This window comes from Corynebacterium sp. UMB9976, assembly GCF_030212265.1.
GTDB lineage: Bacteria > Actinomycetota > Actinomycetes > Mycobacteriales > Mycobacteriaceae > Corynebacterium.
Genome location: NZ_JASODY010000002.1, coordinates 142,563 through 157,171, shown reverse-complemented (window position 1 = coordinate 157,171; position 14,609 = coordinate 142,563). Strand labels below are relative to the sequence as shown.

General features: G+C 67.3%; 9 protein-coding genes, 1 other RNA gene and 1 pseudogene. 10 read left to right on the top strand and 1 reads right to left on the bottom strand.

Annotated features, from left to right (window positions below):
• Positions 1 to 28: 28 nt before the first annotated feature.
• The 3 genes from rnpB to QP140_RS02295 all read left to right on the top strand — a co-directional run bounded on the left by rnpB (position 29) and on the right by QP140_RS02295 (position 3,268).
• Positions 29 to 486: RNase P RNA component class A (rnpB, locus tag QP140_RS02305), an RNA gene on the top strand.
• Between the two features lie 57 nt (positions 487 to 543).
• A complete protein-coding gene (locus QP140_RS02300) occupies positions 544 to 735 on the top strand; it encodes an SPOR domain-containing protein (protein ID WP_284757899.1) in 192 nt (63 codons plus the stop codon).
• A gap of 22 nt (positions 736 to 757) precedes the next feature.
• Positions 758 to 3,268: an HAD-IC family P-type ATPase gene (locus QP140_RS02295; protein WP_284757898.1), complete on the top strand. Its 2,511-nt coding sequence runs from the start codon at positions 758 to 760 to the stop codon at positions 3,266 to 3,268.
• A 154-nt stretch (positions 3,269 to 3,422) separates the two neighbouring features.
• Here QP140_RS02295 and panB read toward each other — a convergent pair whose 3' ends face one another.
• The gene (panB, locus tag QP140_RS02290) at positions 3,423 to 4,259 is read right to left on the bottom strand and encodes a 3-methyl-2-oxobutanoate hydroxymethyltransferase (protein ID WP_284757896.1); all 837 of its coding nucleotides are present in this window, start codon (positions 4,257 to 4,259) and stop codon (positions 3,423 to 3,425) included.
• A 60-nt stretch (positions 4,260 to 4,319) separates the two neighbouring features.
• Between panB and QP140_RS02285 the strand changes: the two genes are divergently transcribed.
• From QP140_RS02285 to QP140_RS02255, 7 genes and pseudogenes are all read left to right on the top strand, one after another.
• A complete protein-coding gene (locus QP140_RS02285; RefSeq protein ID WP_284757895.1) occupies positions 4,320 to 5,660 on the top strand; it encodes a glutamine synthetase family protein in 1,341 nt (446 codons plus the stop codon).
• A 119-nt stretch (positions 5,661 to 5,779) separates the two neighbouring features.
• Positions 5,780 to 9,217: pseudogene (locus QP140_RS02280) on the top strand (bifunctional [glutamine synthetase] adenylyltransferase/[glutamine synthetase]-adenylyl-L-tyrosine phosphorylase); the annotation flags it as partial.
• A 492-nt stretch (positions 9,218 to 9,709) separates the two neighbouring features.
• Positions 9,710 to 10,969, top strand: a complete 1,260-nt coding sequence (locus tag QP140_RS02275; RefSeq protein WP_070761264.1) for a dicarboxylate/amino acid:cation symporter — start codon at positions 9,710 to 9,712, stop codon at positions 10,967 to 10,969.
• A 3-nt stretch (positions 10,970 to 10,972) separates the two neighbouring features.
• A complete protein-coding gene (locus QP140_RS02270) occupies positions 10,973 to 12,247 on the top strand; it encodes an MFS transporter (protein ID WP_284757892.1) in 1,275 nt (424 codons plus the stop codon).
• An 11-nt stretch (positions 12,248 to 12,258) separates the two neighbouring features.
• Positions 12,259 to 12,816: a VanZ family protein gene (locus tag QP140_RS02265; RefSeq protein ID WP_148812171.1), complete on the top strand. Its 558-nt coding sequence runs from the start codon at positions 12,259 to 12,261 to the stop codon at positions 12,814 to 12,816.
• Between the two features lie 54 nt (positions 12,817 to 12,870).
• Positions 12,871 to 13,716: a fructosamine kinase family protein gene (locus QP140_RS02260; RefSeq protein WP_284757889.1), complete on the top strand. Its 846-nt coding sequence runs from the start codon at positions 12,871 to 12,873 to the stop codon at positions 13,714 to 13,716.
• 45 nt (positions 13,717 to 13,761) lie between these two features.
• Positions 13,762 to 14,508 carry an AAA family ATPase gene (locus QP140_RS02255; protein ID WP_284757887.1) on the top strand — a complete coding sequence of 249 codons (747 nt, stop codon included), beginning with the start codon at positions 13,762 to 13,764 and terminating at the stop codon, positions 14,506 to 14,508.
• The last annotated feature ends 101 nt before the right edge of the window (positions 14,509 to 14,609 follow it).

The following is a 14,609-nucleotide window of genomic DNA, read 5'->3' as shown; positions in this document are numbered from 1 at the left end:
CGGCCTGGGGGTTAGACTTAAGGCTTGTCGAGGCGGCCGGGTGGCTGCGGCGCGGTGGAACCACCGGCCGGTTTTTGCCGGCGGGTCAGGCCCCGCGTCGAGGAAAGTCCGGACTCCACAGAGCACAGTGGTTGCTAACGGCAACCCAGGGTGACCTGCGGGCAAGTGCAACAGAAAGTAGACCGCCCGCCCACCGCTTTTGCGGGTTGTGGCGGGTGAGGGTGAAAGGGTGCGGTAAGAGCGCACCAGCGTGGCAGGCGACTGTCGCGGCTAGGTAAACCCCACTGGGAGCAAGGTCAAGGAGCCGCACGGCCCCGTCCGTCGCAGGGCGGGGCGTGCGTGCGTTGTCTGAGGGCTGCTCGCCCGATGAAGGACAGGTGGACTGCTTGAGGCGCCCAGCAATGGTGCGTCCAGATGGATGGTCACCTCGTGCCACCCCTCGTGGGTGGCATCAGACAGAATCCGGCTTAGAGGCCGCCTCGACACTCACACTTTGCAACTACACTGGTGGGAAGTATCAACCCGAAAGGATGGGTGGAACCCATGGCAGAAGAAAAGTGGTACTTCGACACCAAGACCGGTGAGGTCACCAAGGGCAAGGCCAGCGGCTGGGATACCCGCATGGGCCCCTATGACTCCGAGGAGGCCGCCCGCCAGGCGCTGAGCACCGCGCAGCAGCGCACCGAGGCCGCCGATGCTTATGACGAGCAGGACGACTGGGATAACGAGGACTAAGCCCCGGCTTTCCGCATAGTTCATGAGCAGCACCGAACACAGCACCAGCGAGCACGGCAGCACCAGCGAATACGGCACCAGCGAGCCCCGCAGCACCAAGCACGGCACCGCAGAAAAACCGGACCTGAGCGGACTCACCTCCGCCGAGGTCGATGAACGCACCCGGGCGGGAAGAACAAACAAGGCCACCCGAACCACGGGGCGCACAACCTGGGAGATCATCCGCGCGAACGTCTTCACCCGCATCAACGCGATGCTGGGCGTGCTGTGCGTGATCGTGCTGGCCACCGGCTCCTGGATCAACGCCGCCTTCGGCCTGTTGATCATCGCGAACTCCGCGGTCGGCATCATCCAGGAGCTCCGCGCGAAGCGGACCCTGGAGAATCTCAAGATCCTCTCCGAGTCCCGGCCCCGCGTCATCCGCGACGGCGAGGAACGGGAGGTCGCCCAAAGCGAGATCGTCGAGGGGGATTTGATCCGCGTCGGTTCCGGCGACGAGATCGTGGTCGACGGTCCGCTGCTGTCCGGCTCGCTGTCCATGGACGAATCCCAGCTCACCGGGGAGGCTGACCCGGTGCGGCACAACCCCGGCGACGAGCTGCTTTCCGGTTCCTTCGTCAAACACGGTAGTGGTGTCTTCCGTGCGGAGAAGGTGGGTGGGGAGTCCTACGCCGCCCGTCTGGCTGCCGAGGCCAGCGACTTCTCGCTGACCGATTCGGTGCTGATGAGCGGCATCAACTCCATCCTGCGGGTGATTACCTGGCTGCTGATCCCCACCGGTCTGCTCACCATTTTCACGCAGCTGACCCGCACGGACGCCCCGATCCGGGAGTCGATTCTCTCTATGGCCGCGGCCCTGGTGCCGATGGTGCCCGAGGGCCTGGTGCTGATGACCTCCATCGCCTTCGCGGTGGGCATCGTGCGCTTGGGCAAGTACAAGGCCCTGGTCAACGAGCTGGTCGCCATCGAGGGTCTGGCCCGCGTGGACACGATGTGTACGGACAAGACGGGCACGCTGACCAGCAACGAGATGGAGTTGGAGGCGGTTGTCGACGAACGGGGCGGCGACGCTGATGCTGAGACCTTGCGCGACCTGCGCCGCCTCTTCGCCTCCCAGTCGGATCTGAATAACACGGCCGAGGCGATCGTCCAGGGGCTCGACGAGTGGGCCGAGCGCCCCGCCGAGGAGGAGGGCGCCGAGGCCGCCGACTCCTCCCAGCCCCAGTCCTCCCAGCCCCACGCCTTCGAGGGCAGCGAGATCCCGTTCTCCTCGGCCTATAAATTCTCCGGTTTTCGTGTGGCGGATGGCCCGACCTTCGTGCTGGGAGCTCCCGACGTCCTCCTGGATCAGGGCACCCCGGCCGCCGACGTCGCGGCGAAGGAGGAGGCCGATGGGCGCCGCGTCCTGGCCTTCGGCCGCGCGCTGGACGAGGTCGAGGACCCGGACGAAGACGGCGCGAACGTCACCACCCCTGAGCTCGGCGACCCGGTGCTGATCGTCCTGCGGCAGAAGCTGCGCCCCGATGTGGCCGAGACGCTGGCGTACTTCGAGCACGAGGGCGTGGACGTCAAGATCATTTCCGGCGATAACCCCGGCTCCGTCGCCGCGGTCGCGAAGGAGGCCACCGGCGAGCAGCTGAGCTCCATCGACGCCCGTGAGATCGCGCCGGAGGACATGGAGCAGGCCGTTCTGGAATCTGAGGTCTTCGGCCGGGTCAAGCCCGAGCAGAAGCAGGCGATGGTCGAGGCCCTCCATGCTCGCGGCCGCACCGTCGCGATGACCGGCGACGGCGTCAACGACGTGCTGGCGCTGAAGAAGGCCGACATCGGCGTGGCGATGGGCTCCGGCTCCGCTGCGACCCGCAGCGTGGCGCAGTTGGTGCTGCTCAACGACCGCTTCTCCTCGATGCCGCACGTCATCGCCGAGGGGCGCCGGGTGATCGGCAATATCGAGCGGGTGGCGAACCTCTTCCTCACGAAGACCGTCTACTCCGTGGTGCTGGCGATGGTCGTGGCGGTGGCGGGCGTGACCTTCCCCTTCCAGCCGATCCACGTGACGATCACGGGCTGGTTCACCATCGGCATCCCCGCGTTCATCCTCTCCCTGGCGCCGAATACGGAGCGCCCGAAGGATGGTTTCGTCCGCCGCGTGCTGTCCCTGGCGATCCCGGGCGGGGCGATCGTGGGCCTGGGCTCGGTGATCATGTGGCTCGTGATCTACCCAGGTGATGGGGCGAGCGTGACCGAGCAGCGGCAGGCGGGCACGGCGGTGCTGCTGGCGCTGATCATCATGGGGCTGTGGGTGCTAAACATCGTGGCCCGCCCGATGAAAACGTGGAAGTGGGCGCTGTGGTTCGGCTGCATCGGCGGCTACCTGGTGCTCTTCCTGATCGCCCCGATCCGCGAGATCGTGCTGCTGGATATCGGCAATACGCGCCTGATGATCACCGGCGCGGTGGTGGGGCTATGTGGCGCCGTGGTGATCGAGTTCTCCCAGTTCCTGGCCCGCCGTTTCCTCCTCCGCCAGGATTAAGGACGTCGCGAGCCACGCTAAAAATCGGCGCTGACTGATCCGGCTGGGCAGGCGTGGGATCTTTGCTCCGGTCAGGGGCTGGGCAACGCAAAACGCCGCCCGCCGGGGCCGTGGCTGGCCCAGGTGGCGACGTCCTAACAGAAAGAGTGAGTAGCTAGAAGCAATGCTCCTCGGCGGGGAAGGTGCCCTCGGCGACCTCGCGCTTATAGGAGGCGGCGGCATCCGTCAGGGACCCGCCGACCTGGGCCCACTGCTTGGCGAACTTCGGGCGGTGACCATGTTCTGGCAGGGCGACCATGTCGTGCCAGACCAGCACCTGGGCGTCGGTGTCCGGGCCTGCGCCGATGCCGATGGTGGGGATGGGGAACTGCTCGGTGGCCTGCTTCGCGACGTCCGCGGGCACCATTTCCAGCACGACCATCTCGGCGCCCGCCTCGGTGACGGCGGCCATGTCATCCAGCAGCTGGGCGGCGGAATCCCCGCGACCCTGGACCTTGAAGCCGGAGAGCTGGTTGACGGACTGCGGGGTGAAACCGATGTGCGCGCAGACCGGGATACCGGCCTCGGTCAGGGCCTTGATGCGGGGCGCCATGCGGCGGCCACCCTCGATCTTGATCATCGCGGCACCGGAGCGGCGCATCATCTCGGCGGCGCTCTTCACACACTGCTCATCGGAGGCCTCGTAGGTGCCAAAAGGCAGGTCGGCGATGACCAGGGCGTTGCCGGCGCCGCGGACCACGCCGGCGGCGAGGAAGATCATCTCCTCCATGCTGACCTGCTGGGTCTGGTCATAACCGAAGACCACATTGGCCGCGGAGTCGCCGACCAGGAGGCATTCCACGCCCGCCTCGGCGAAAGCTGCGGCTGTGGAGTAGTCATATGCGGTGAGCATCGCCCATTTCTCGCCGCTGGCCTTGCGCGCCGTGAGGTCGGAGATGCGAACTTGCTTGGTGGGAACCATGTACCCACGCGGGGAATCCTGTCGAGCCATGAATGTGATTGTGCCAGAAGCACCCTGGGCGTGTCCGGGCTAGTGCCTAAGATGGGGGACATGAGCAGCCAACAGGAATTCGTCCTCCGCACCCTTGAAGAACGCGATATCCGCTTCGTCCGCCTCTGGTTCACTGACATTCAGGGCTACCTGAAGTCCGTGGCCGTGGCTCCCGCCGAGCTGGAGGGGGCGTTCACGGAGGGGATTGGTTTCGATGGTTCCGCGATCGAGGGCTTCTCGCGGGCCTTCGAGGCGGACACGATCGCCCAGCCGGATCCCTCAACTTTCCAGATCCTGCCCTTCGGTGCGGAACAGGACGGCTACCTCTCCGCCCGCATGTTCTGCGACATCACGATGCCGGATGGGCAGCCATCCTGGGCGGACCCGCGGCAGGTGCTGCGCCGCCAGCTGGCGAAGGCCGCGGAGGATGGCTTTAGCTGCAATGTTCACCCGGAGATCGAGTTCTTTCTGGTGAAGTCCATCGACACCGACGGCCAGCCGCCGGTGCCCGCCGATAATGGCGGCTACTTCGACCAGGCGGTGACGGATAATGCGCCGAACTTTAGGGCCGAGGCGATTAATTCCCTGGAACAGATGGGTATTCCGGTGGAGTTCTCGCACCACGAAAACGGCCCGGGCCAGCAGGAGATCGACCTGCGCTTCGCGGATGCGCTCGCGATGGCGGACCACGTGATGACCTTCCGCTACCTGATCAAGCAGGTCGCGCGGCGCAATGGGGTGCGGGCGACCTTCATGCCCAAGCCCTTTAGCCAGTACCCGGGCAGCGCGATGCACACCCACATTTCCCTGTTCGAGGGGGAGGATAACGCCTTCCACGACCCGGACGACGAGTTCCGGCTCTCTGCCACCGCGAAGAGCTTCATCGCGGGGATCCTGGAGCACGCCCCGGAGTTCACCGCGGTGACGAACCAGTGGGTGAACTCCTATAAGCGCATCTCCTATGGCGAGGAGGCACCGCGTGCGGCGAGCTGGGGCGCGTCCAACCGCTCGGCGATGGTGCGCATCCCGATGTACACCCAGCACAAGGCGGCCACGCGCCGGGTGGAGATCCGCTCCCCGGACTCCGCGATGAACCCGTACCTGGGCTACGCGGTGATGTTGGCCGCGGGCCTGAAGGGCATTCGCGAGGGCTACGAGCTGCCTGCCCCGGCGGAGGAGGATGTGTCCCTGATGACGCGCCGCGAGCGCATCGCCGCCGGCTTCAAGGATCTGCCGACGGACCTGGATTATGCGCTGCGGAAGATGGAGCGTTCGGAAATGGTGGCCGAAGCGCTCGGCGAGCATGTCTTCGAGTTCTTCCTGCGTAATAAGTGGCAGGAATGGCATGCCTACCAGTCCCAGATCTCCCCGTGGGAGCTGCGCCACCACCTGGAGTTCTAGGCCCAGCGGGTAGCCGGGTTCTGTTCTGGCTACCCGGCGCGGCCTCCGGTTTCACGGTGAGGCCGAAAGGTATGCGCCCAGCCCGCCGCCATCGATGTTTTTAAAGAAGTGAGTGTTCTATGACTAGGTCGCAGGGGCTTCCCCGCACCTCCCGTTCCGACGTCCCGTCCCCGCGGGTGCTGGGTCTGCGCCGCGAGCGCGCGGTGGAGGACCTGGAGATGCTGGGCTGGACCGGGCCGGAGCACACCTCCCTGTTGTGGACGCTCGCGGCCGCCGGCAGCCCGGATCTGGCGCTGAATAACTTCGTGCGGCTGGTCGAAGCACTCCGGGCGGCGGAGGAAGACGGTGGCCTGCCAGTGCCCGGCGCGGCACACCCGGAGTCCGTGGCCGCTGCTGCAGCTGCCCAGGCCGGGGCAGATGGGGGCCAGGGTGGGACAGACACAGGGCAGGGCGCGGGACGTTCCGGCCAGCAGGACGCCGCGCAGGCCGACGCCTCCCAGGTCGACCCAGCGGCGGGCGTGCCGGTGGGCCAGGTCGCCCAGTTCACGGATGCGAAGGCGGCCACCCTGCTTGCAGCGGTGGAGGAGAATCCCAACTTCCGGCGCCGCCTCTTCGCCCTGCTCGGGGCCAGTACCGCGTTGGGCGATCACGTGGTGGCCAACCCCGGCACCTGGGTGGATCTGGCCGCCCCGATGCCCAGCCGCCAGGAAATGATGGACGCGATGCTCGCCGCGGTGGGGGCCACGCCGGTCGACGGGGCCGGTGAGTTGACCTTCAAGGCGGCGATCACCGGTAGCGAAGCGGACTCGGCGCTGATGGTGGCCTACCGCAACCTGCTGGCCAGGGTGGCGGCCATCGACCTGGCGTCCACGATGGTGGAGCGCGGCCACACCCCGCCCAAAGCCCTGGACTTCGAGGCCCTTTCCCTGGCACTCACGGATGCGGCGGACGCGGGGCTGACCGCGGCCCTCGCGGTGGCCTGCAGCACGGTCTATGGCAAGCCGGGAGCGGAGAACGAAAAGCAGCCCGCCCGGCTGGCGGTGCTGGCGATGGGCAAGTGCGGCGCCCAAGAGCTGAACTACATCTCGGACGTGGACGTCATCTTCGTCGCCGAACCCGCGGACGCCCGTGCGATGCGCTGGGCGGGTGAGTTCATCAACATCGGCAGCCGCGTGTTCTTCGAGGTCGATGCGGCCCTACGCCCGGAGGGCAAGCGGGGCGCGCTGGTACGCACCCTGGATTCGCACGTGAACTACTACCGGCGCTGGGCCAAGACCTGGGAGTTCCAGGCCCTGCTCAAGGCCCGCCCGATGAGCGGGGATCTGGAACTCGGGAGGGACTACTGCGAGGCCATCGCCCCGATGGTGTGGTCGGCGGCTGAGCGGGAGGACTTCGTGCCGGACGTGCAGGCGATGCGCCGCCGCGTCATCGAGAACGTGCCCGCCGACATCCGCAGCCGCGAGCTGAAGCTGGGGGAGGGCGGCCTCCGCGACGTGGAGTTCGCCGTCCAGCTCCTGCAGCTCGTCCACGGCCGCACCGACGAGAACCTGCGCGTCTCCGCCACGGTCACAGCCCTGCGCCAGCTCGTGGACGGCGGCTACGTGGGCCGCGAGGACGGCCAGGTGCTGATCCGCTGTTATGAGTTCATGCGCCTGTTGGAGCACCGCCTGCAGCTGCACCGGCTGAAGCGGACCCACACGCTGCCGGAGGAGGACGACGTCCAGGAGCGGCGCTGGCTGGCCAAGACCTCCGGCCGCGTGCGCTCCACGGACGCTTCGGGGAATCAGCGTTCCCTGGTGGAGCAGCTGGAGTCGGATGTCCGCCAGTCCGCGCTGCAGATCCAGAACCTGCACCGGAAGCTGTTCTACCGCCCGCTGCTCTCCTCGGTGGTGGGGATGGACGCCGACGCCGTCCGCCTGTCCCCGGAGGCGGCGAAGCGCCAGCTGGCTGCGTTGGGTTACGAAAGCCCGCAGCGTGCCTTCGAGCACCTGCGCGCACTGGCCGATGGCACGACCCGCAAGCACAAGCTGCAGGCGATCATTCTGCCCAGCCTGCTGGAGTGGCTGTCCGCCACGGTCGACCCCGATGCTGGGCTGTTGGCCTACCGGAAGCTCTCGGAGGCGGCGATGGATCGCTCCTGGTTCCTGCGCCTGCTGCGCGACGAGAACATCGTGGGCAAGCGCCTGATGTTTCTGCTGGGAACCTCGCCTTTCCTGGCGGACCTGCTGCTGAATTCCATTGATTCGGTCAAGCTGCTCTCGGATGGGGCGAAGGGGCCAAAGCTGCTGGACCGGGAGCCCGCGGTGGTGACTCACTCGCTGGTCGCGGCGGCGAATCGGCAGCGGGACCCGGATAAGGCGATCGGTGTGGCCCGCGCGCTGCGCCGGGCGGAGCTCTCCCGCATCGCGGCCGCCGATCTGCTCGGCCTGATGAGCGTGGAGGAGGTCTGCGTGTCCCTGTCCTGGGTCTGGGATGCGGTGCTGGAAGCGGCCCTGCAGACCGAGATCCGGGCCTGGGAGGATGAGCACCAGACCAACGCCCCGGCCACGATCTCGGTGATCGGGATGGGGCGCTTGGGTGGCGCGGAGCTGGGGTACGGCTCGGACGCGGACGTCATGTTCGTCGCCGAACCCGTCGAGCAGGACGGCGACGGCACGAACGGAGCCGAGGCCGCCGAGGGCAAGAAGGACGCGGGCGTCGGGAAGGACGGCGCTGACGTCGAGAAGACGGGCGGGGATAACAGCGGCGCGGAGAAGCAGGGGAGCAGCGCCGACGCTGCGGGTAGCGATGCCAGTGCAGTGGACCCGCTGAAGTGGGCGATCACGGTCTGCGAATCCGTACGCCGCCGCCTGGGCAAGCCCTCCCAGGACCCGCCGCTGGAGGTGGACAGCAACCTACGGCCGGAGGGCCGCAACGGCGCGCTGGTGCGCACCCTGGCCAGCTACGAGCGCTACTACTCCGAGTGGGGCGAGACCTGGGAGCTGCAGGCGCTGCTGCGCGCCACCTGGATCGCCGGTGACAAAAACCTCGGCATGCGCTTTCTGCGGATGATCGACCAATTCCGCTACCCGGCGGGTGGGGCGACGTCCAAGCAGGTCAGCGAGGTCCGCCGCATGAAGGCGCGCGTGGACTCCGAGCGCCTGCCCAAGGGCGCGGATAAAAACCTGCACACCAAGCTCGGCCGCGGCGGGCTTACGGACGTGGAGTGGACCGCCCAGCTACTCACGATGCAGCACTGCGATAAGGAGCACCTGCGCAACACCTCCACCCTGGGCGTGCTGAGGGAGATGGCAGCCGAAGAGCTGATCAGCGAGGCCGACGCCCTGACGATGCGGGAAGCGTGGATCACCGCCACGAAGGCCCGCAACGCGCTCGCCCTGGTCCGCGGCAAGCGTAAGGACCAGCTGCCGGGGTCCGGCAAACCGCTGGCCCAGGTGGCAGCGGCAGCTGGCTGGCCGATCGAGGAGTCCCAGGAGTTCCTGGACGACTACCTGAAGAAGACGCGCCGGGCGCGCACGGTCGTGGACCGGGTGTTCTGGGGCGAGGACATCGTTGAGGACGCCGAGGGCAGCGAATTCGACCACATGGACCAGCTGGACTGGGGTGCGGACCACCACCCGGAGGACTCCCGCGCCTTCGGCATTGGCGACCACGTCGAGCTGGACAAGGTTCTCAACAGCGACATGCTGGACCGCGATTGGGCTGCCGACCGCCGCGACGAGGTGGTGCGGGCCTTCCGCGGGCGCCGACCGCGGTTGTAGCGGGGGCGCCGTCCGCCGAGCCCGGTCCGCTGAGCACGTCCGCACCAGTACCGCGCCGGCCTTACCGGCACGGCACTGCCCGCCAGCGCCGCGCTGCCCGTCGATCGAGAACCGGGGACCCCGGAAGCCCCGCATACCCCCGAGGATTACCTACTTCGGGGGATGTATAGCGCCCCGATGCGGGGATTGTTCACTGTCAATTAACCCATCTGGGGGATGGAAACCTAAACTGTGCCCTGATCCCGCCCATAATCTGGGCGATTACCCATAAACCCAGCAGGAGTATTCGTGAACCGGATCCCCCTTATTGTCAGACTGATCGCGGGCATCGTGATCGGCATCGTGGTCGGCGCGATCTGCCGCTCCGCGGATGTCGAGTGGCCGATCCGCGCGTTCGCCACCTTTAACCAGATCTTCGGCACTTTCCTGAGCTTCGTGATCCCGCTGATCATCTTCGGCTTCATCGCCCCGGGCATTGGTTCCCTGGGGCGCGGTGCGGGCAAGCTGTTGGGCCTGTCCCTGGGTGTTGCCTACAGCTCGACGGTCATCGCCGGTCTGCTGGCGCTGCTGACCTCCTTCGGTCTGTTCCGCTTCCTGCTGGACGGCGCCCAGGGGCTGATGGAAACCGATAACCCGGAGGACGCCCTCGTCGAGGCGTATACGAGCATCGAGATCCCGCCGGTGATGGACGTCATGACCGCGCTGATCCTCGCCTTCGTCGTCGGCCTGGGGATGACCCGTCTGAGCGATCGCACGATGTACCAGCTGACGGATGATTTCCGCCAGATCATCGAGCGCCTGCTGAGCTCCGTGGTGATCCCGCTGCTGCCGTTCCACGTGATGGGCGTGTTCGGCAACCTGACCTACGCCGGCGTGGTGGCGAACATCCTCGCTGTCTTCGCGAAGGTCTTCATCATGGTGCTGGTCCTGCACTGGGTCATGCTGGTCTTCCAGTACTGCATCGCTGGTGCGGTCTCCAGCAAGAATCCGTTCACGATGCTGCGCACGATGCTGCCGGCGTACGTCACCGCGCTGGGCACCCAGTCGTCTGCGGCCTCCATCCCGGTCACCCTGCGCTCGGCGAAGAAGGCGGGCCTGCACCCACGCTTCGCGGACTTCCTGATCCCGCTGAACGCCAATATTCACCTCTCCGGCTCCATCATCACCATCACCTCCTGCTCCATGGCCGTGTGGGCACTGGCGCACGGTGAGATGATCTCCGTCGGCCAGATGATCCCGGTCATCCTGGTGCTGGGCATCATGATGGTCGCCGCCCCGGGCGCCCCGGGTGGTGCGGTGATGACCGCGCTGGGCGTGCTGGAGTCCATGCTGGGCTTCGACCAGCCGATGCTGACCCTGATGATCGCCCTGTACCTGGCGCAGGATTCCTTCGGCACCGCCGCGAACGTCACCGGCGATATGGCCGTGGGCCGTGTGGTCCAGGGCCTGGCATCGCGGGTCAAGGGCATCGAGATTCCGGAGGACGATCCGGAGCTGCAGGGCGCTGGCGCTGCCGCAGCTGCTGAGAATGAGGAGCGCGACGCGTAAACCGTGACTTCTGCCAGTAACAGCCCCATTCCCACCACCGTGACCCCACGGGCGGTGGGAATTTGGGTTACGGGTGTTCTCGTCTACGTCATGGCGGTGCTGGGGCGCACCTCCCTGGGCGTGGTCAGCGTGGACGCCCTCGACCAGTTCCAGATCAACGCCGGGCAGTTGGCGGTGTTCACCACCGTGCAGCTGGCGACCTACGCCTTCGCCCAGATCCCCGCGGGCCTGCTGGTGGACCGGCTGGGGCCGCGGAAGATGATGCTCTACGGGGCGGTGCTGATGGCTGTGGGCCAGGTGCTGCTGGCGTTCACGACGAGCTTCCCGGTGGCTGTGGCTGCCCGTGTGCTGGTGGGTGCGGGGGACGCCACCGCGTTCCTGTCCGTCATGCGGATCATTCCTGCCTGGTTCCCGCTGCGCACAGCGCCACTGTTCGGTCAGGCCACCGGGGCGGTGGGGCAGTTGGGGCAGTTCCTCTCCGCGGTGCCTTTCCTCGCGCTGGTTGGTTCCGCGGGCTGGAGCATCGGGTTTGTGTCCCTGGGCGCGGTGGGGTTGCTCGTAGGGATCGTGGCCTTCGTCGTCGTGTGGGATACGCCGGGTGAGCTGGCGAGCGGCCGGCGCGGCGGCGTCGAAAACCAAGAAGACGGACCGGGCCCCTCGCCGATGGTGGCGGTGAAGTACGCGCTGGGCAACCGCACCGCCTGGCACGGCTTCTTCATCCACTGGTCGGGGCTGTCCCTGCTGGTGGTGTTCACCCTGCTGTGGGGCATGCCGATCATGACGCTGGGCATGGGTATGGATAAGCCCACCGCCGGGTGGGCGATCTCCGCCTCTACGCTCGCGATGGCGGTCTGTGGGGTGCTGGTGGGGTTTCTGTCCGCCCGGTTGGGGCGGTCGCGGTGGAAGGCCATCGTGGTGGGGACGTCGTTGGGTGCGGCCGCGTGGCTGCTGTTCTTCATTTCCCCGGAACCGCGGACGGCCGCTGCGGCGTTCGTGATGAACGTGGTAATGGGGGTGGTCTCGCCGCTGGCAAATATCGGTTTTGACTCGGTGCGCGAGGAGTGCCGGCGTGAGTTTGTGGCCACTGCGACGGGGCTGGCGAACATGGGTGGTTGGCTGGCCGGGATGGCCGCGAACCAGGCGATGGGGATCTACCTGACGCTGGCTGCTCCGAACGGGGATTACACCTGGGCGGAGTTCCGCTTCGGCTGGTTCGTGGTGCTCGGCGTGTGGGCGCTGGGCCTGGTTGGAGTGGTGGCCACCCGGCCGCGTCGCTAGGATTCGGTGGCATGTCTCGCACTACATCCCACGATCCAGCCCGGCCAGCCCGCGCGCTGCAGCTGACGGCACTGGGCGCCTACGTGGCCGTCGTCCTGGCGCTGACGGTGGGCAAAAGCTTCTACCAGATCGGTTTGCTGTGGAAGCCGGAGAATCAGCGGGTGCGCGAGCTGTTGCTGGTTCCTTTTGAGCTGGTCGGGCAGTCCCCGACGATCTTCGGGGTGGTCTTCGACTACGTGGGCAACGTGGCCTTCTTCGTTCCCCTTGGCATGCTGCTGGTTGTGGTGTTTTTCGGGGTGAACCGGCCCGTGTGGCGGGCGGTGTGGATCGCGGCCCTGCTGAGCCTGGGTATCGAGGTCTGCCAGTACGTGTTCTCGGTGGGGCGTACCTCGGTGGACGATTGGTGGTGCAACACACTGGGCGCGTTCCTGGGCGCGTATTTTGCGGTGAAGATGGGGCCGCGTTGGCACAAGGTGTGGGTGTGGCTGGCGCTGGCACTCGGTGTGGTGTTCGCGGTATTGGTGGGGCTAGGCGACCGCTTGGGGGATCCGGAGAAGGTCGTCGGCTAAAGCTTTAGGCAAGCACAACACCCGCCAGCGGGCAGTGAGTCAGGGAGTGATTTGATGGGCACGTTCACCAAGCACAATCCGGGGCGCACCGGCGCGTGGGAGGCTGCCGGGTTGGAGTGGCTGGCTGCCGCCCGGGACGGTGGCGGGGCCGCCGCGAAGGACGGTGGCGGAGTCGCCCGGGACGGTGACGGGCCCCGTGCCGCTCAGGGCGCCCGGGTGGTCGGCGTCGTGGAGCGCACCCCGGACATGGTCGTCCTGGAGCGGGTGCAGGAGACCCGACCCACCCCGGAGGCCGCGGAGGCCTTTGGTCGCGAACTAGCCGCCACGCACGCCGCGGGCGCCCCGTGTTTCGGCGCCGGCCCCGTGAACGCCGCTGGCGAGCCCTGGGAGGGGAGCGGCTACCAAGGCCCGAACGAGCACCTTCTGCCGCTGCCGCTGGGGCAGTGGGAGAGCTGGGGCGAGTTCTACGCGAACCTCTTAGAGCCCCTGATCGAGCCCGCCTGGGGTGGCCTGTCGAACGAGGACCAGCAGGCTGTCAGTACGCTGCTGGAGCTCCTGCGCGACGGGGACTTCGACGCCCTTGGCACCCAGGCCCCGGCCCGCTGCCACGGCGACCTGTGGGCGGGCAACGTCCTGTGGAGCCCCGAGGGCGCAGTACTCATCGACCCGGCCGCACACGGCGGGCACCCGGAGACGGACCTGGCCGCCCTGCAGCTGTTCGGCATCGCCCACCAGGAGCTCATCTTGGGTGCGTATCAGGAGGCCGCGGGCTGGGATTCCTCGTGGCGGCAGCGCGTGCCACTGCACCAGCTGCACCTGCTTTTCCTGCACGTCGCGGTGTTCGGTGGTTCCTATGTGCGCCAGGCGATGACGGCGGTGCACCGCAGCCTCGCGCTCTAACCGCTACCCGCAGCCCGTCATCGGCCTCCCGCTAAGCTTAAGCCCATGAGATCCACGCTCCCGCTGCGGGCCATCCGGCTGCGCCACGTGCTGCGCGAGCCCAGCTCCTGGGTGCACCAGATGCCGGTCGTCGCTGATCTTCGCGAGCGTGGCCGGCTGGAGTTCCCCTCGCCGGTGACCGTGCTCTCTGGGGAAAATGGCGTGGGAAAGTCCACGCTCCTGGAGGCGCTCGCCCTCAAACTGGGCTTCGGCGCCACCGGCGGCCGCCTGGACGATCCGTTCAAACAGGCGAGCACGGGCACCGAGTCGCCGCTGGTCCACGACCTCGTCGCGGACCTTTCGCAGCCGCTGCTCCGGGGCTATTTCCTGCGCGCGGAGAGCCACCTGACCCAGGTGCTGCACAACCAGTCGCCGATGGAGGCCGCGGGCCGAAACCGACTGGAGGTAGACTGGGACATCACCGCCCGCTCCCATGGGGAGTCGATCTTCGACATCTTCCACGAGTACATCGACGGCGCCGGGCTTTACCTTCTCGACGAGCCCGAGGCCGGCCTGTCCACGATCCGCCAGATGGCGTTGCTTGGCCAAATTGCGGAGGAGGTTCGCCAGGGCGCGCAGTTTGTGATCGCCACGCATTCGCCGATCCTCATGGCCTTTCCCGGCACCACGATCTACGAGATCGGTGACCGCGGCATCCGCACCACCGCGCTGGAGCAGACCGAGGCCTTCACCGCGCTCGCGGAGTTCTTCGCCGATCCCCACGGGACCGTGGACTTCCTGCTGGGGGAGTAGGCCTTCTTCTTTTTCAGGACGTCACCCGCTGGCGTCCTGCTGGGCTCGCCGGGCCGGTGTGAGGGGCCCCGGGGCTAGGCAGCCCGCGGGCCGGGGAACGC